Annotated in this window: 12 protein-coding genes; 9 read left to right on the top strand and 3 right to left on the bottom strand. The window is 66.6% G+C overall.

Going from position 1 to position 17,674, the window contains the following annotated elements; genetic code table 11:
• Window positions 1-163 precede the first annotated feature (163 nt).
• From CTR55_RS17975 to CTR55_RS17955, 5 genes are all read left to right on the top strand, one after another.
• The gene (locus tag CTR55_RS17975) at window positions 164-2,062 is read left to right on the top strand and encodes a sigma-54-dependent Fis family transcriptional regulator (protein WP_296288185.1); all 1,899 of its coding nucleotides are present in this window, start codon (window positions 164-166) and stop codon (window positions 2,060-2,062) included.
• Window positions 2,062-3,789, top strand: coding sequence for an ABC transporter ATP-binding protein (locus tag CTR55_RS17970; RefSeq protein WP_296288184.1), 1,728 nt, complete (start codon window positions 2,062-2,064; stop codon window positions 3,787-3,789). The genes CTR55_RS17975 and CTR55_RS17970 overlap by 1 nt, the downstream gene beginning before the upstream one ends.
• Entirely contained in the window at window positions 3,779-4,450 is a 672-nt protein-coding gene (locus CTR55_RS17965; RefSeq protein ID WP_296288183.1) for a S8 family serine peptidase, read from the top strand. Before CTR55_RS17970 ends, CTR55_RS17965 begins: the two co-directional genes overlap by 11 nt.
• A 190-nt stretch (window positions 4,451-4,640) precedes the next feature.
• Window positions 4,641-5,957 carry a lycopene cyclase family protein gene (locus tag CTR55_RS17960; protein ID WP_296288182.1) on the top strand — a complete coding sequence of 439 codons (1,317 nt, stop codon included), beginning with the start codon at window positions 4,641-4,643 and terminating at the stop codon, window positions 5,955-5,957.
• 278 nt (window positions 5,958-6,235) lie between these two features.
• The gene (locus CTR55_RS17955; protein ID WP_296288181.1) at window positions 6,236-6,763 is read left to right on the top strand and encodes a DUF3828 domain-containing protein; all 528 of its coding nucleotides are present in this window, start codon (window positions 6,236-6,238) and stop codon (window positions 6,761-6,763) included.
• A gap of 195 nt (window positions 6,764-6,958) precedes the next feature.
• Here the strand turns inward: CTR55_RS17955 and CTR55_RS17950 are convergent, their stop codons facing one another.
• On the bottom strand, window positions 6,959-8,344 hold the full coding sequence (locus tag CTR55_RS17950; RefSeq protein ID WP_296288180.1) for an NAD-dependent succinate-semialdehyde dehydrogenase: 1,386 nt from the start codon (window positions 8,342-8,344) through the stop codon (window positions 6,959-6,961).
• 143 nt (window positions 8,345-8,487) lie between these two features.
• Here CTR55_RS17950 and CTR55_RS17945 point away from each other — a divergent pair, with 143 nt between their 5' ends.
• Together CTR55_RS17945 and CTR55_RS17940 are read left to right on the top strand one after the other, a co-directional pair.
• Window positions 8,488-9,366, top strand: a complete 879-nt coding sequence (locus CTR55_RS17945) for a LysR family transcriptional regulator (RefSeq protein ID WP_296288179.1) — start codon at window positions 8,488-8,490, stop codon at window positions 9,364-9,366.
• Between the two features lie 243 nt (window positions 9,367-9,609).
• Window positions 9,610-10,497, top strand: coding sequence for a hypothetical protein (locus CTR55_RS17940; RefSeq protein WP_296288178.1), 888 nt, complete (start codon window positions 9,610-9,612; stop codon window positions 10,495-10,497).
• A 171-nt stretch (window positions 10,498-10,668) separates the two neighbouring features.
• On the opposite strand, the gene CTR55_RS17935 is transcribed toward CTR55_RS17940, so the two are convergent.
• Complete coding sequence (locus CTR55_RS17935; RefSeq protein WP_296288177.1) at window positions 10,669-12,210, bottom strand: nucleobase:cation symporter-2 family protein; 1,542 nt, start codon at window positions 12,208-12,210, stop codon at window positions 10,669-10,671.
• Between the two features lie 379 nt (window positions 12,211-12,589).
• Here CTR55_RS17935 and CTR55_RS17930 point away from each other — a divergent pair, with 379 nt between their 5' ends.
• Complete coding sequence (locus CTR55_RS17930) at window positions 12,590-13,474, top strand: LysR substrate-binding domain-containing protein (RefSeq protein WP_296288176.1); 885 nt, start codon at window positions 12,590-12,592, stop codon at window positions 13,472-13,474.
• A 301-nt stretch (window positions 13,475-13,775) separates the two neighbouring features.
• On the opposite strand, the gene CTR55_RS17925 is transcribed toward CTR55_RS17930, so the two are convergent.
• Window positions 13,776-14,714 carry an MBL fold metallo-hydrolase gene (locus CTR55_RS17925; protein ID WP_296288175.1) on the bottom strand — a complete coding sequence of 313 codons (939 nt, stop codon included), beginning with the start codon at window positions 14,712-14,714 and terminating at the stop codon, window positions 13,776-13,778.
• 384 nt (window positions 14,715-15,098) lie between these two features.
• Between CTR55_RS17925 and CTR55_RS17920 the strand changes: the two genes are divergently transcribed.
• Window positions 15,099-17,639, top strand: a complete 2,541-nt coding sequence (locus CTR55_RS17920; RefSeq protein ID WP_296288174.1) for an autotransporter outer membrane beta-barrel domain-containing protein — start codon at window positions 15,099-15,101, stop codon at window positions 17,637-17,639.
• Window positions 17,640-17,674 lie beyond the last annotated feature (35 nt).

Below are 17,674 nucleotides of genomic sequence, written 5' to 3'. Positions count from 1 at the left end.
GGTCCACTGGCGCGGGAATTGCCTGTCGCTCGCTACTAGACTTTCCTACCAGGGGCTTCCCCTTTACTGACGCCGCCTGCGGGTGTACACAGCCCTGACCAGCCTGCGAGTTCCGCGCCCCGACATCCCTGAAAAGGGGGCACGGAACCTACCGGAGCGAAGCATGACGACAAGAACAATAAGCAGTGACCTGCTGCGCGAAGCCCACCTGGCCCGTGAACACCTGCAACAGGAAGGTGAAGTCCCCAGCGGCGTTCTCCGCGAGGAAATCGACGCCTCCTGGCGGCGCAGCCTCGACCACGGCCTGGACTGCAGCAACGGCACCGAGCACGGCCTCGACACGCGGATGAAGCCTGACGCGTTGCTGGCCGGCAATCGCCTGCTGCTGGACGCCGCCATCCCCGAAATCGATTACCTGCAACAGCGCCAGGGCCACGATGGCGTGATCATCCTGGCCAACGCCGACGCGACCATCCTCTCCGTCGAAGGCGCCCGCGAGCGCATGCAGAGCCGGGGCCTGGCGGACATCGTCCAGGGCGCCTGCTGGAGCGAAGCCTCGCGCGGCACCAACGCCCTGGGTACCGCGCTGGTGGAAAAGCGCGCCACGCAGATCGACTGCGGCGAACACTTCCTCGACCGCCTGAGCCGCTTCTCCTGCACCTCGGTACCCATCGAGGGGCCGCAGGGTGCGCTGCTTGGCGTGCTCGACATGACCCGCGAAGGGCCGCTCTCCGGCCCGCGCGAAAGCCTCTCGCTGCTCAGCCTCGCGGTGTTCCAGATCGAGGCGCGGCTGTTCGCCGTCAGCCATCCGGGGCAGGTGGTGATCGCCTTCCATTACCGCCGCCAGTACCTCGATTCCGCCTGGCAGGGCCTGCTGGCGCTGGGCCTGGACGGCAAGCTGCTGGCCGTCAGCGGCCAGGCCTGCCAACTGCTCGGCGCCAGCCGCGAAAGCCTGGTCGGCCGGCGCAGCGAAGACTTCCTCGGCCTGCGCGGCGACCAGTTGCTCGGCCGCCTCTATCAGGGCGGCGTCGGCAGCCTGCAGACGCCCAAGGGCGAGCTGTTCTACAAGACCCTGCAAGCGCCGCTGCGCAGCCATGGCGTGCCGGTCAGCACCCGCGCGCCGCGCCCGGCCGCGGGCCCCGATCTTGAAGCTCTTGCCGGTAGCCACCCGCGTTACGCCCGTGCGTTGCGCATGGCGCGCCAGGGGCTGGTGAACGAACTACCGGTGTTGCTGCTGGGTGAGACCGGCAGCGGCAAGGAAGTGGTCGCCCGCGCCCTGCACCAGGCCAGCGCACGCAGCGACAAACCCTTCGTTGCGGTGAACTGCGCGGCGATCCCCGAAGGCCTGATCGAATCCGAACTGTTCGGCTACCGCGACGGCGCCTTCACCGGCTCGCGGCGCGGCGGCATGGTTGGGCGGCTGCAACAGGCCCACGGCGGCACGCTGTTCCTCGACGAAATCGGTGACATGCCACTGGCCCTGCAAGCGCGCCTGTTGCGCGTGCTGCAGGAGCGCAAGGTAGCGCCGCTGGGTGCCGGCGAGGAGCAGGACATCGACGTTGCGCTGATCTGCGCCACCCACCGCGACCTCAAGCGCCTGGTGGAGGAAAAACACTTCCGCGAGGACCTCTACTACCGCGTCAATGGCATCAGCGTGAAGCTGCCGGCGCTACGCGAGCGCGACGACCTGCCCGAGCTGGCCGCCGGCCTGCTGGCGCGCCTGGGCGCACCGAAGGTGAAGCTCTCCGCCGAGCTGCTGGGCCTGCTGCGCGAGTACCACTGGCCGGGCAACATCCGCCAGCTGGAGATGGTCCTGCGCACCGCGCTGGCCATGCGCGAAGAGGGCGAGGAGGAACTGAGCCTCGACCACCTGCCCGACAGCACCCTGGACGAACTCGCTGCCGGCGAGCGCCCGCAGAGCGGCAGCATCCGCGAGAACGAACTGGAGCTGATCCGCCAGGCGCTGGAGCGCCACCAAGGCAACGTCTCCGCCGCCGCCGACGCGCTGGGCATCAGCCGCGCCACGCTGTACCGCAAGCTCAAGCAACTCAAGGTGGGCTGATGTTCTTCACCCGCCTCATCGAGAGCGACGACCCGCAGCAACTCAAGGCCTCGCTGCGCTGGCTGTACGGCTTCGTGCGGCCGCACAAGGCGGCCATCGCCGGCCTGCTCGGGTTGTCTTTCTGCGCCTCGCTGCTGGTGCTCGCACAGCCCTGGCTGACCAAGACGCTGATCGACGACGGCCTGCTGGCGAAGGACTTCCCGGTGCTGGTGATGGTGGCCGGCGCGATGATCGTCGTTGGCCTGCTCGGCACGGCGTTGTCCGGCCTCAACCGCTACCTGCACACGCGCCTGTCCGGGCGCATCCTCTTTTCCCTGCGCGACGCGCTGTACCGCCACCTGCAAACCCTCTCGCCGAGCTTCTTCGGCCGCCGCCGCATTGGCGACCTGATGTCCCGGCTCGACGGCGACGTTGCCGAGATCCAGCGCTTCGCCGTGGACTCGCTGTTCTCCGCCGTCTCCAGCGTGATCGGCCTGATCGGCGCGCTGGCGCTGCTGCTGACCCTGTCGTGGAAGCTCTCGCTGCTGGTGGCGCTACTGATCCCGCTGGACGTGCTCTGGTTGCGCTGGATGCGGCGCAAGGTGGAGCGTGAGGCGCGCGGCCTGCGTGAGCGCTCGGCGGACCTCTCGTCGTTCTTCGTCGAGACCCTGCCGGCGATGAAATTCATCCAGTCCGCCGGCCAGCAATCCCGCGAATCCGGGCGCCTGGAAGGGCTGGGGCAGGGCTACCTTGGCCAACTGCTGCGCCTGCAACTCACCGAATTCTTCACCCAGGCGGTACCCGGCACGCTGATGTCGCTGTCCCGCGCCTGCGCCTTCCTGGTCGGCGGTTACTGGGTGGTGCAGGGCACCTGGCAGTTGGGTTCACTGATCGCCTTTTCCACCTATCTGGGCATGGCCATCGGCCCGGTACAGAGCCTGCTCGGCCTGTACGTCGCGCTGCAGCGCATGACCGTCAGCCTCGGCCGGGTGATGGAGCTGCGCGGCGAGGAAGCGACCATCGTTTCGCCCGCCGCGCCCAGGCCTATGCCGTCGGTGGGCGAACTACGCCTGGAGAATCTGCACTACGCCTGGCCGGGCCGCGCACAGGCGGTCCTGCAGGATGTGCAGGCGGTGATTCCCGCCGGCCTCAAGGTCGCGTTGAGCGGTCCATCGGGCGTCGGCAAGAGCACCCTGATCGACCTGCTGCAACGCTTCTACGACCCCGACCAGGGACGCATCCTGTTGGACGGCGTGGACCTGCGCGAACTCGACCTGCACGCCCTGCGCCGCCGCGTGGCGGTGGTCAGCCAGGACATCGTGCTGTTCCGTGGCAGCCTCGCCGACAACCTGGCCTACAGCGCGCCCGAATCGAGCCGCGAGGCCATCGACCGGGCCGCCCGCGCGGCGCAGCTGGACAGCCTGATCGCCAGCCTGCCCGAAGGCCTCGACAGCCCACTGGGCGAACGCGGCCAGCAGCTTTCCGGCGGGCAGAAGCAACGCATCGCCATCGCCCGCGCGCTGCTGCAGGACCCGCTGATCCTGGTGCTGGACGAAGCCACTTCGCAGGTGGACGAGAGCACCGAGCGCGAGGTGATCGCGGCCATCGACCAGTTGTTCGCCGGGCGCACGCGGCTGCTGATCAGCCACCGCACTTCGACCCTGGCCGCCGCCGACCTGCACCTGGAATTGCAGGATGGGCAGATGCGTGTGCGCGAGGCGCAGCCGGTGCAGCACCATGAGGCCTGAGCTACGGGTTGGGGTCGTCGACAGTGGTTTCGCCGAGGCTCAATCCGCGAGCGTCAGCGGTGCGCGGCGATTCTTCCTCACGGACGAAGGCCACGCTGACGGCGAGCCTGTGGTGGATGCCCTGGGTCACGGCAGCGTCGTCTGCGAAGCGATTCTTTCCCATGCGCCCGATGCCCGCCTGTGCGTCGCCCAGGTCTTCGATGAACGTGGCGTGACCAGCCCGCTACAGATCGCCGCCGCGCTGCACTGGCTCGGCGAGCAGGGCGTGCGGGTGATCAACCTGAGCCTGGGTGTGCGCCAGGATCGACCGATCCTGCGCGAGGCCGTGGTGGAGCTGATCGAGGCCGGCGTGCTGGTCTGCGCATCCAGCCCGGCGCGGGGTGAGCCGGTGTTTCCGGCGAGTTACGCGGGGGTCATCCGGGTCACCGGCGATGCCCGTTGTGGCGAGGGCGAGTGGTCCTGGCTGGACAGCCCGCAGGCGGATTTCGGTGCGGCGGTGAAGGTGGGCGGGCGCTCCGGGGCGAGCCTGGGCTGTGCGGCCTTCAGTGGGTATCTGGCGGCTTTGCTGGCGGAGCGGCCGGAGCTGTCGAATCTGCAACTCGTCGAAGTGATGCGTGAGCGGGCGGTTTTTCGGGGGATTGAGCGGAGGGTGGGGCCGTGAGTGGAGGTCGAGTCCGTTCCCCTCACCCCAGCCCTCTCCCGGAGGGAGAGGGGGCCGTCCGGTGCATGTGTTCCACCTTGAAACTCTCCTGTAGCTGTCGGCCTGCGCAGAAACACCTAAGCGCGCCAATCAGTCCCCTCTCCCTCTGGAGCGGGGCGCGCAGCCAGGGCTCGGTGAGGGCCTCCGCAGCATGAGTGACCTCCCCATCCTGATCCTCGGCGCCGGCCCCGCCGGAGCGGCGGTCGCCCTCGGCCTGCGCCGCCTGGGCCATCCCGTCGTCGTCATCAGCGAATGGCGCCGCTTCGCCGCCGTGGAAGGTGTGTCCCAGCGTGTGCTGGAAGGCCTGCGCAATTCCGGCCTGAAGCATGCGCTGGAGTGCGCCGCGCCGCCGTCGCAACGGCGCGTGCACTGGAATGGCGTGGAAAGCGCGCAGAACATCGAATGCGTCATCGACCGCCCGCGCTTCGATGCCGGGTTGCGCGAGGACCTGAAGCAAGCGGGCGTCGAGCTGATCGAAGCCCAGGTGCTGGCCGTGGCCGAGGAAGGCCCCGGCTGGCGCGTGAAGCTCGAAGGCGGCCGGGAAGTGCAGGGCGCCTTTCTGGTCGAGGCCCGAGGCCGGCAGGCGCCGCTGAACCAGAAGGGCAGCAGGGCCCGGCGCGGCCCGGAGACCCTGAGCCTGCTCAATCGCTGGCAGGCCGAACCCGGCCCGCTGGCGACGGCAGTGGAAAGCCTGCCCGATGGCTGGGCATGGATGGCCCGGCTGGAGGATGGGCGCTGCTACTGGCAGCTCACCCTGGACGTCGCCAGCAGTCAGTTGCCGCACCGCGAACAACTGCTGGACTACTGCCGCGAGCGCCGCGCCAAGTCGCAGCTGGTCCGGCAGTTCTTCGGTGCTGCTACAGAGCGCGAACTGGACCTGCACGCCCGCAGCAGCACGGCGATCCTCTGCCTGGAAGCCTGCGGCGATAACTGGATTCGCGTGGGCGATGCGGCGATGGCGGTTGATCCGCTGTCCGGCAACGGCATCTTCCAGTCGCTGTCCTCGGCTTTGCAGGCGCCGCTGGTGATCAACACGCTGCTGCGCGCGCCGGAGCGCGCGGAGCTAGCCAAACGCTTCCATCAGCAACGGGTCGAGCAACTGTTCCTGCGCTTCGCCCGTGTCGGCCGCGACTTCTATGCCAGCGAAACGCAGTGGGCCAATCAGCCGTTCTGGTTGGCGCGCCGCGCCTGGCCGGACGAGCAACCGAGCCACGTGCAGGCGGACTTCGCCAGCCTGCGCATCGAGCGCGCCCCCGTGCTGAAAGGCGAATTCGTCGACGAGGCGGAAGTGGTGGTCAGCGCCGACCAGCCGCTGGGCATCTGGCACCTCGACGGCCTGGAACTGGCGCCCTGGCTGCGACGGCTGCGCGCAGAGCCCGAGGCCCAGGTGCTGGCGGACCTGCCGCCGGAGCGGCGCCGGGCCTTCCAGGGCTGGCTACTGGCGCAGGGTTATCGCCCTCGTTCCTGATCGAACAGCCCCCGGCGCATAACGCCGCTGGCGTTATGCGCCCTCGAACCCACCGGACGTTCGCGTGGGGGCTCTTCGTAGGATGGCGTGGAGCGCAGCGATACCCATCGATTCACTTTCCGGCCCGCTCGATGGGTATCGCAAGCTCCACCCATCCTACTCGGGTGCCCGCCGGGGACCTTGGCGGCAGGGCTGGCTATCGGCCGCAGCTTTAACCACTTCACGGAATTTCGAGGCCTCGTCGGGCGATGATGCCCGGCTGCCCGATGGAGAATCCCATGGCCTTCCTGCGATCCGCCTTTGCCCTGTCGCTGATCCTGTTGACGCTCTTCGATACTTCGCTCGCGGCTTCGACGCCGGTGGCGGATACCGCCAGTGCGGAGCGCTTCCTGCGCCAGCTGTACGCCAGCTATTCGCCGGATGGCCCGGGCGTGCCGAACAAGACGCTGAAGGAGGAGGACGTCTACGACGCTTCGCTGATCGCCCTGATGAAAGCGGACCAGGATGCCGCCGGTGGTGAACTGGGTTACCTGGGTGGCGACCCGTTGTGCGATTGCCAGGACTGGGGCGACATCAAGGTGAAGTCGCTGGCGTTCACCCCGCTGGACGATGAGCGCATCAAGGCCCGGGTGGTGCTCAAGGATGCACTGACGGGGGAGGATCGCAATCTCGGCCTGCTGTTGCATCGCACGGCTGGCGGCTGGCTCGTCGAAGACTGCTTCAACGAGCAAGGCAGCCTGGCCGAGAATCTGCGGCATAGCACCCGGGAGCTTCTTCTGCTGAAGAAGGGTACGGTCAAACCCTGACGCAACTTGTGGAAGAGGCGGCGTGCGCCGGTTTCGCGAGCAAGCTTGCTCCTACAGGGATGCACCGTCTCTCCTTGTAGGAGCGAGCTTGCTCGCGAACCGCACGGCGCGAAGACCATCGTGATTTGACAAGGAACGTAAAAAGCAAAAGCCCCTGCCGCGAACGGCAGGGGCTTTTTTATCTTGCGAATCGACTTACTTGCGGTCGATCCACACGGTCTGCGGGTTGGTGAACTCGCGCAGTCCGAAGTGCGACAGCTCGCGACCGAAGCCGCTCTTCTTCACGCCGCCGATCGGTACACGGGGGTCGGAAGCCGAGAAGCCGTTGATGAACACGCCACCGCTGACCAGGCGACGGGCCATGTGCTGGGCCTTGGCCTTGTCGGCACTCCAGATGGCGCCGGAAAGGCCGAACTCGCTGTCGTTGGCCAGCTCCAGGGCATGCTCGGCGTCACGGGCGACGATCAGCGAAGCGACCGGGCCGAAGATTTCCTTCTTGAACGCGGTGTTGCCCGGCTTCACGTCGGCCAGCACGGTCGGTGCGTAGTAGTTGCCTTCGCCTTCGAGCTTGTGGCCGCCCAGCAGCAGCGTGGCGCCGTCGGCGATGGCCTGTTGCACCTGGCCGTCCAGTTCGTCACGCAGGTCGAAGCGAGCCATGGGGCCGACGAAGGTGTCGTCCGCCAGCGGGTCGCCGATCTTCAGCGCCTTGACGGCGGCCAGCAGCTTCTCGGTGAAGGCCGGGGCGATGGATTCTTCGAGGATCATGCGCTTGGCGGCGATGCACACCTGGCCGCAGTTGCCGAAGCGGCTGGCGACGGCGGCTTTCACAGCGGCGTCGAGGTCGGCGTCGGCGAGCACGATGAAGGCGTCGGAACCGCCTAGCTCCAGCACGCACTTCTTCAGCGCGGCACCGGCCTGGGAGGCAATGGCGGCGCCCGCGTCGACGCTGCCGGTCACGGCGATGGAGGCGATGCGGTCATCGGCGATGGCCTTGGAAACCAGCGGCGGCTCGACGTTCAGCACCTCGAACACGCCTTCCGGCAGGCCGGCATCCCGCCAGGCTTTTTGCAATTGATAGGCGCAGCCCATGACGTTCGGTGCGTGCTTGAGCACGTAGGTGTTGCCGCCCAGGATGATGCTCACCGCACCACGCATGACCTGCCAGGTCGGGAAGTTCCACGGCATCACGGCCAGCACCGGGCCCAGCGGCAGGTAGGAGATGTACGCGCCTTCGATGCTGGTCTGCTCGTCTTCGAGCATGGCCGGGCCGTTATCGGCGTACCACTCGCAGAGGTTGGCGCACTTGTTGATCTCGCCACGCGCCTGGGTGACCGGCATGCCCATTTCCTGGGCTTCCATACGGGCCATCGGCTCGACGTTGGCACGCAGGACTTCGGCCATCTTGCGCAGCACGGCAACACGTTCGGCGATGCCGGTGTCGCGCCATTGGCGGAACGCGGCATCGGTACGGGCCAGCGAGGTTTCCAGCTGGGCGGCGTCTTCGAAGGTGTAGCGGGCCAGTTCCTGGCCGGTGGCGGGGCTGCGGGAGATGGCAGCGGGGATGGCGGCGATCTGGTTCATGCTGAGTCCTGCTTGTTCGGTGTGAGGCGTAAGGCCGGTCGTTCGTCCGGGCGCACTGGCTCCGGGATGGGGCAGAAATTAAGATGCGGATTCATTCATGTAAAATGAATAATCAAGAAAGACTCTTTCTCTTGGAGAGAATGATGGACCTCACCCAGCTGGAAATCGTCCGCGCCGTCGCCCACGAGGGCAGCATCACCGCTGCCGCGGCGCGTCTACACCGCGTGCCTTCGAACCTGACCACGCGGATCAAGCAGCTGGAAGCCGAGCTGGGTACCGAGCTGTTCATTCGCGAAAAACTGCGCCTGCGTCTGTCGCCGACCGGCCGCAGCTTCCTCGACTACGTCGAACGCATCCTCGATCTGGTGGAGGAGGCCAGGCAGGTGGCGGTGGGCGCCGAGCCCCACGGCGGCTTCTCCCTGGGCTCGATGGAGAGCACGGCGGCGGTGCGTATTCCGGAGATGCTGGCGCGCTACCACCAGCAGTGCCCGAAGGTGCAGCTGGACCTGTCCACCGGCCCGTCGGGCGAGATGATCGACGGGGTGCTCTCCGGCCGCTTCATCGCCGCCTTCGCCGACGGCCCGGCCAACCACCCGCAGCTGGACGGCAAGCCGGTGTACCGCGAGGAACTGGTGCTGATGAGCGCCAGGCACCATGCGCCGGTACACGATGCGCGGGATGTGGCGGGGGAGACGGTGTTCGCCTTCCGCGACACCTGCTCCTACCGCAAGCGCCTGGAAGGCTGGTTCGCCGAGCACCGGGTAGTGCCGGGCAAGATCGTCGAGATGGAGTCCTACCACGGCATGCTCGCCTGCATCGCGGCGGGCGGTGGCGTGGCGATCATTCCGCGGGCGATGTTCGACAGCCTGGCCGGCGGCCGTAACGTGGCGATCCACCGGCTGGCGCCGCAGCATGCCGACGCTACGACCTGGCTGTTCTGGCGCCGGGGCACCGACACGCCGGCGCTGCGGGCTTTTATCGGACTGCTGGATACGCCCCTGGCCGAGGCCGAAGTGGCTTGAGGCCGGGCCTTTGCGGGCACTGTTTCGGCGGCTTTACGTAACGCTGGCGAGACAGCGGTTAAAAATTCACCAACGCCTCTTGCAGCGGCTTTGCACTGCGCTAACGTGAATTTCTCTGTCCGTCGTGCGAAGGCGGAAAACACCCTTCGCGGCAGGGTGTTTTTCTCGCTGGCCTTCTGCCCGGAGCGCATGATGGAGACACGCAGCAAGAGACGACGAGCCAATGCTTTACAGATCACATTGATGGGCGCGGGACTGATGTTCCTCGCCCTGGTTCTCGCGGTTGTCCTGGTCTGCCTGTGGCCGCCGTTCTACCCGAAGTTTCCGCCCGCCGGCGCGGTGGGCGACCCCGGCGTGCAATGCCTGATCGGCTGGTGCCCGGGGCCGGATGCGCGGCTGCTGGTGATGGTGATGGTTGCCGGCGCGCTGGGTAGCTTCGTCCATGTCGCCAAATCTTTCGGCGACTTCGTCGGCAACGACCGCTTCATGGCCAGCTGGATCTGGTGGTACCTGCTCAAGCCCTGCATCGGCATGGCGCTGGCGCTGATGCTCTACCTGATCGTGCGCGCGGTGCTGCTGACGGTGAACGCCGGCAGTGACTCGGCCAGCGTCAATCTCTACGGGTTGATGGCCATGTCCGGTCTGGTCGGGATGGCGTCCAAGCAGGCCACGGACAAGTTCGCCGAGGTCCTCGATAGCCTGTTCCGCACCCGCCAGTCCGCCGGCGACGCCCGGCGCAAGGACCCGCTGGAAAACCCCGTGGCGGTCATCACCGCGGCGCAGCCGCCGGTCCTCGATGCCCAGTCGCTGTACGTCACCCTGCGTGGCAAGGGCTTCAGCCGTGGCGCGCGGGTGCAGGTAAATGGTGTGGAGCGCGAGACGTCGCTGGCCGACAGCATGCGCTTGGCCTTTCAGTTGCTACCCGAGGATGTGGCAGCCGCCGGCAACCTGGCCGTGGTGGTGGTCAACCCGCCGCCGGGAGGTGGGCCCTCGGCGCCGCTGATGCTGGAGGTCACCGCACCGGCAAAGCCAGAGCCGGAGCCGGCTCCAGAGTCGGCGCTGGCGCTGGCCGGGCCAGTGGCGATGGTGGTGGCTTCGGCCGAAGAGGACTCGGCGGTGGCGCTGCACTGATTCACGAACAGTCTTTCGCTTTTGGGTAGGAGCGAGCTTGCTCGCGAACCGCTTGACGCTCGTGGTGCCGGTACTGCTCTTCGCGAGCCAGCTCGCTCCCACTGAAAGCTCGAGGTATGAAAATGAAAAAGGCCCCGCAAGGGGCCTTTTTCATGGGCGTCGGACTGATCGTCAGGCGCTGCTATTCACCGTCTCGCGCTTTACCGGCTTGGCGGCGGGCGCGTGGTGCTCGTCGTGATCGTCGCCGATAACAGGAACCTCGTTGCCATCGGCGTCGTACAGCTTGCCGTTCTGGAAGTAGTCACCCTCGTTCAGCGCGGCGATGTCGCGGTAGCGCAGGGTGCGTTCCTCGGCGGCGACGAACACCGATTGCTGGTCCGAGTTGCCGGTCTTGAAGTGGTTGAACAGCAGGTTCAGACCGATGGCCATGATGGCGGCCGAGCTGATGCCCGAGTGGAAGATGGTGGCGAACCAGCTCGGGAAGTGCTCGTAGAAGCTCGGCGCGGCGATCGGGATCATGCCGAAGCCGATGGAGGTGGCGACGATGATCAGGTTCATGTTGTTGCGGTAGTCCACGGTCGCCAGGGTACGAATCCCACTGGCCGCCACGGTGCCGAACAGCACGATGCCGGCGCCGCCGAGGACGGAGGTGGGCACGGCGGCAATCACCCGGCCCATCACTGGCAGCAGGCCGAGGGTTACCAGGATCAGGCCGCCGGTAGCCACCACGTAGCGGCTCTTCACGCCGGTGACGGCGACCAGGCCGACGTTCTGGGCGAAGGCGCTCTGGGTGAAGGAGCCGAAGATCGGCGCCAGGATGCTCGACGCCATGTCCGCGCGCAGACCGTTGCCCAGGCGCTTGGAGTCGACTTTGGTGCCGATGATTTCACCGACGGCGAGGATGTCCGCCGAGGTTTCCACCAGGGTCACCATGATCACGATGAGCATCGAGATGATGGCGGCGATGTGGAAGGTCGGCATGCCGAAGTGGAAGATCGACGGGAAGGCGACCATCGGGCCTTCGGCCACGCGGGAGAAGTCGGTCATGCCCAGGGCGGCGGCGATTACCGTGCCGATCACCATGGCCAGCAGGATCGACAGGCGCGAGATGGTTGCGCTGCCCAGCTTGCTCAGCAGCAGGACGATCACCAGGGTGAGGGCGGCCAGGCCGATGTTGGCCGTGCTGCCGAAGTCCGGCGCCTTGGAGTTGCCGCCCATGGCCCAGCGTGCCGCCACTGGCATCAGCGTCAGGCCGATGGTGGTGATGACGATGCCGGTGACCATCGGTGGGAAGAACTTGGTGATGCGCGAGAACACCGGCGTGATCAGGAAGCCGATGAACGAGGCTGCCATCACTGCACCGAGCACGGCGGGCATGCCACCGCCTTCGTAGCCGCCGCCGAGGATGGCGATCATGGTGGCGACACCGGCGAAGGATACGCCCTGCACCAGCGGCATTTGCGAGCCGAAGAAGGGCAGGCCGAGGGTTTGCAGCAGGGTGGCCAGGCCACCGGCGAACAGCGAAGCGGCGATCAGCAGGCCGATCTCGCTGGGCGAGAGCCCGGCTGCCTGGCCGAGGATCAGGGGAACGGCGACGATACCGCCGTACATCGTCAGAACGTGTTGCAGGCCGTACGCCAGGTTGGCGCCGATTCCGAGGTTCTCGTCTTCCGGGCGTGCTCCGGCAGACGCTACAGCTGAACGATCATTCATGGCTGAGGACTCGCTTGTTTTTGTTGTGCGGCCACTGTAGACAAAGTGCGTGGGAAATATCCACTGTTTTGTATACATGTTTGTGTCCGGCGGTCCGGAATCTGACCGGTCGGTTATGTGTTTCAGGTGGATGGGTGGCTCTGAAATAGGTGTTCTGCATGAAATCCTGACTCGGCCTCGCTTGCACTTTATGTGTGCACAAGTGACTCCAAAAGCACCTGTTAGCTGCAGGCAGAGCTCCGAAAGGTTCTTTGCGGCCGCCTGTACACAGGCCAACGCAAATGGCGGGCCAGCGACGCTGGCGCCGCGCCGCGCTCCCTCGCAAAGGCCGGTCCTGCTATAACCGTCCGCCTTGGTCTGTTCAGGATTTCTTCAGAAGATGGCCCTTCCACCGCTGCACAGCTTCAGGGTGTTCGAGAGCGTGGCCCGCCTGGGCAGCCTGGCGGCGGCCGCCGTTGAGCTGCATGTCACCACCGGCGCGGTCAGCCAGCAGATCAAGGCGCTGCAGGCCAGCCTGGGCGTGGAGCTGTTCGAGAAGCGCGGTCGGCAACGGGTGTTGACCGCCAGCGGGCGGGAGCTGCAGAAGCGCGTGGCCAGCGCCATGGGCGAAATCACCGAGGCCGTCCAGGCGCTGCAGGCCGGAGTCCGGCCGGAAGAGGCGCGAGTGGACATCTGCCTGTCGATCCCTCCCGCCGAGGGCGTGGAGTGGCTGACCCGCCCGCTGCTGCGCTTCATGGAGGAATCGCGCTCGGTGCGGGTGAGCGTGATCACCGCACCGGGCATGCCGCAGGTGGACTGGCGCCGCGCCGATGTGGCGGTGATCTATGGCACGCCGCCGTGGTCGGGTGTCTGGTGGCGTTTGCTGCACGGCATCCGCATGACGCCGGTGTGCAGCCCGCAGTACCTGCGCGGGCCGCTGGCCATCCGTGAGGCCGCCGACCTGGCGCGCCATCGGCTGCTGCACGAGGACGACGGCAGCCAGTGGCAGCAATGGCTGGCCGAGGCCGGTTACAGCCGGGGTGGCGCCGAGGATATCCATTTCGAGGATTTCGGCATGCTCCTGCAGGCGGCCCGCGATGGTTTCGGCGTGGCGCTCAGCGACGAGACGGTTTCACAGCGCGACCTCGACGAGGGCCGGCTGGTGCGCCCGCTGCCCATCTCGGTGGCGGCGGTGCACAACTACTACGTCGTCTGCCCCGAGGCGAAACGCGAACGCCCGGAGGTCCGGGCGTTCGTCGAGTGGTTGCTGGCGATTGGGGAGTAGGGCTAGACCGGTTTTGCAGTGGGTTGGAAGTGTCTGTAGGAGCGAGCTTGCTCGCGAACCCGAGTCAACCTGATGCGCCAGTGCAGAACGATTGGCCGTTGTTCGCGAGCAAGCTCGCTCCTACAAGGATCAGGTGACTCCGTGCCTGCGTTTCCCTCTCCCTGAAGGGAGAGGGGACCGTTCGGTGCAGGCGGGAACCATGACGTCAGCCGGTGCGAACAGCTCCCCATCCCTTCGGAGCGGGCGCGTAGCCAGGGCGGGGGCGATGGCCGAGCACTGCACTGGGCGTAACCTGGGGCCATCAATACCCATACCCACGCCCATCGGTGAACTGGATGTCGGTGAGGATGCTGATGTCCTTCTCCACCTTGTACAGCTCCGAACTCTTGATCAGCTCCGGGTCGCTGAAGGCTTCGCCCTTGGCGCGGCCGGCCTGGATCTGCTGCATCTTGTCGCGCACCGCCAACACATCGGCGTAGGTCATGGCCGGCACCTGGCTCGGGTCCTCGTCGGCGTGGGCGCCGTAGAGGGTGGTCTGCGGGTTGATCACCTTCAGCGTGGAATCCAGCGAGGCCACGTAGTCCTTGAGGTTCCCCGCCAGCAGCCAGGACGGATAGAGGTGGTCGCCGGAGAGCAGGATGTTGTGCGCCTCATCGAACAGCGCGACTTCGTCCGGGGTGTGGCCGGGCATGCTCAGCAGGCGCAGCTTCAGGCCGCCCAGGTCGATCACTTCATCGGGCTTCACCAGCCGCGACACCTTGAAGGGCGCCAGGATCATGTGGTCGATGTTGCCCAGGTAGACCGGCTCGGGCACCTGATAGAGGCCGTCGGCGCGGCGGAATTTGGCGGTGAACGGCGTATCCACCAGGTAGATGCTCTGGAAATTGTGCAGCCCGCCCAGGTGGTCGAAGTGCAGGTGCGAGGGCAGCACCGAGAGCGGCTTGTCGGTGATCTGGCGGGCGACCTGGGTGATGTCCTCCTTCTGATTGGCGCCGGAATCGAACATCAGCGCCTGCTCCGAACCCACCAGCAGGTACGAATAGTTCTTCTGGTAGTAGTTCGGCTCGCCGATGGCGTAGAGGAAGTCGGTCAGCTTGTGTACCACGAAGGCCGGATTCTCACCCTTGAGGGCTTCAGCCTTGGGTGCTTCGGCCTTGGACGCATCTGCCGCGGTGGCGGCGAAGGGCACGGCGAGGAGGGTGGTGGAAGCCAGGGCCAGGACTTTGATCAGCGTGCGCATGGGGCGCGAACCTCTTTCTCGTTGTTGTCGGGGGCGGCGGGTTGTCCGCCGCTCCATCTCACCGCTGGCGAGGCCGCACTTCAATGCACGATTTCTAAAGCCTCCCGGTTGAGCCCGGCTAAAGCATCCATGGCGCCGATGGTGAAAGAGCAGGGCTGCTGGCCGACTGCCGGCATTGCTATATCCGAGTGCTCAACTATGACTTTCTGAACGCCAACACCGGGATAGACAACAACGATGACAAGGTCCTGTCTGCATCACGCGTTGGGTGCGGTCATCCCTTTGACCTTCCTCCTGCCCGGTGAATCCCCCAGGGCCGATTGCAGTTTTTCCGTCTCGGCCGGTAACGACCAGCACGTCTGCAGTTCGGGGAGCGCCACCGCATTGAACGACACCGCCGGCAGCAACAGCCTGAGCTTTCCTACGGGCGGCAGCGGCGTCATCAGCAGCGATGTTGCCTTTGGCAACGGCGACGACACGGTAGTCATGGACTCGGGCAGCATTGGCGGCGCCCTGCGCCAGGGTAGCGGCGCCGACAGCTTGCGCATGAGTGCCGGGACCATCCACGGGGCGGTCAGCCAGGGGGAGGGTAGCGACGACTTCTTCATGAGCGGCGGCGTCATCGGCTCGCTGGCCCAGGGCGACCAGCACGACACTTTCAGCATGACCGGCGGCACCATCATTGGAGCCTTCGAGGACGGTGACTCGGCGCGGATGAGTGGGGGCAGCATCGGTCGGGTGGACATGAAGCTGGACAACAACCTGTTCGACCTCTCCGGTGGCTCGATCATCGGCAACCTGGTCACCGGCTTCGGCCAGGACACCATCATCGTTTCCGGCGGCACTATTGGCGGCAACCTGAGCGTCAGCAGTGGCGATGACAGCATCACCCTCACCGGCGGCGATATTCGTGGCCAGATCCTGATGAGCCTCGGCAACGACAAGCTGAACTGGACGGGCGGCGGCACGGTGCACAGCGCCATCCTCATGGGCGAGGGGGACGATAGCGCCACGCTCAGCCATCTCAGCGAAGTCCAACTGGGAACCCTGCCCACTCTCGACGGTGGGAAGGGTACCGACAGCCTCATCTTCAGTGGCACCAGCACCAACCGCGGCGGGCGTTACCTCGAGTGGGAAAGCATCGCGCTGACCCAGGGTTCGCGCCTGGATCTGAACGACTCCCTGGTCCTGGGCGACAGCGCCTCGGGTAGCGGCACCTTGATGCTCGACGCCAGCAGCCTGCTGGCTTCCAGCCGGGGCAGCATCGTGCCGAGCAACCCGGCGCTGAGCGCGCGACTGGTGAACGCCGGGCTAATCGACCTCACGACTTCCGGGGCCAGCGCCGCCGACCGCCTGAGCGTTGACAGTGATTACCTGGGAAGCGCTGGCACCCTGCGCCTGCAAAGCGTGCTGGCGGGCGATGACGCCGATTCTGATCGCCTGGTGGTAAACCGGGGCAGCATCGCTGGCAGCACGGCGCTGGAAATCGGCAACCTCGGCGGCGTCGGCGCGCTCACCGCCCTCAATGGTATCCAGGTCGTCGAAGCCGGGCAGGGCGCGGTCAGCAGCAACGATGCCTTCAGCCTGGCCGGCGGCGTCTCCGCCGGCCCCTACCAGTACTACCTGTTCAAGGGTGGCTACACCGCCGGTTCGGAGAACAGCTGGTACCTGCGCTCGACCGTCGCGACGCCGCCGTTGCCTCCGGCGGTTGTGCCGGACCCGCCGGTAGTCCCGCCCGTTTCACCCGGAGTGCCTCCGGAGCCGCCGGTAGTCCCGCCCGTTTCACCCGGAGTGCCTCCGGAGCCGCCAGTGGTCCCGCCCGTTCCGCCCGAGGTACCGCCGACTGTGCCCCCCGTTTCACCGCCCGAGCCACCTGTCCCTCCCGCCGTGCCCGCTCCAGCCGCCACGCTGCCGGTGGCGGCGCCGGGTACCCCCGCACTGCCCACACCGGCGTCTGGCGAAGTCGTGGTGTTGTACCGTCCCGAAGTGCCGGTCTACTCCATCGTCCCACCCGTCGCCTCGCTGCTGGTGCTCAACGCCGTCGGCACCTTCCATGAACGCCAGGGCGAGCAGAGCCTGCTCGGCGAATCAGGCGTAGCCCCGGCGGGCTGGGTCCGGGTGTACGGCAAGGACCTGCGACAGAGCTGGGCGGGCACCGTCTCGCCGAACTTCGATGGCAACCTCAACGGCTTCCAGATTGGACATGACCTGTTCGCCCTCACTCTGGAAAACGGCTCAACCCAGCGCGCCGGCCTGTTCGTCGGGCACTCCAGCCTCGACGGCAGCGCCAAGGGCTTCAACCTCGGCTTCGAGAACCTGCGCAGCGGCAACCTCGACCTGGAGGGCGACAGCCTGGGTGCCTACTGGACGCTCAGCGACCCCACCGGTGGCTATCTCGACCTGGTCGCCCTGGGCACCCGCCTGGACGGGCGTAGCCGCTCGGATCGTGGGCGCAGGATCGACCTCGATGGCGACGCCTGGGCCGTCTCCGCCGAGGCGGGTCTGCCTTTGCCGATGAGCCCGCGCTGGGTCATCGAGCCGCAGGCCCAACTGATCGTGCAGAAGGCTGAACTGGACAGCGACGACGACGGGATTTCCCACATCGCTTTCGATACCCAGGAGTACTACACCGGCCGCCTCGGTGCGCGCCTGAAGGGGCGTTACCAGGTCAACGGCACACCGCTGGAGCCCTGGCTGCGTGCCAACCTCTGGCATAACTTCGGCGGCCGCGATGCGGTGGTCTATGACCATTCGGAGGCGATCCGCACCGACCACGACAGCAGCTCGCTGGAAATTGGCGGCGGGGTCGCCGCGCGGTTGACCGAGGAGGTCGCCCTGTACGCCGCAACCAGCTACGCCAGCAATATCGACAGTGAGAACCTCGAATCCCTGTCGGGCAGCATCGGGGTGCGGATCAGCTGGTGAGCGATGATAAGCAGATGTAATTTTCAACTGCCATT

Source organism: Pseudomonas sp. (genome assembly GCF_002796985.1).
Classification (GTDB): domain Bacteria; phylum Pseudomonadota; class Gammaproteobacteria; order Pseudomonadales; family Pseudomonadaceae; genus Pseudomonas.
Note: the sequence above shows the minus strand (reverse complement) of the source record. Positions and strands in the feature narration are given on the sequence as shown.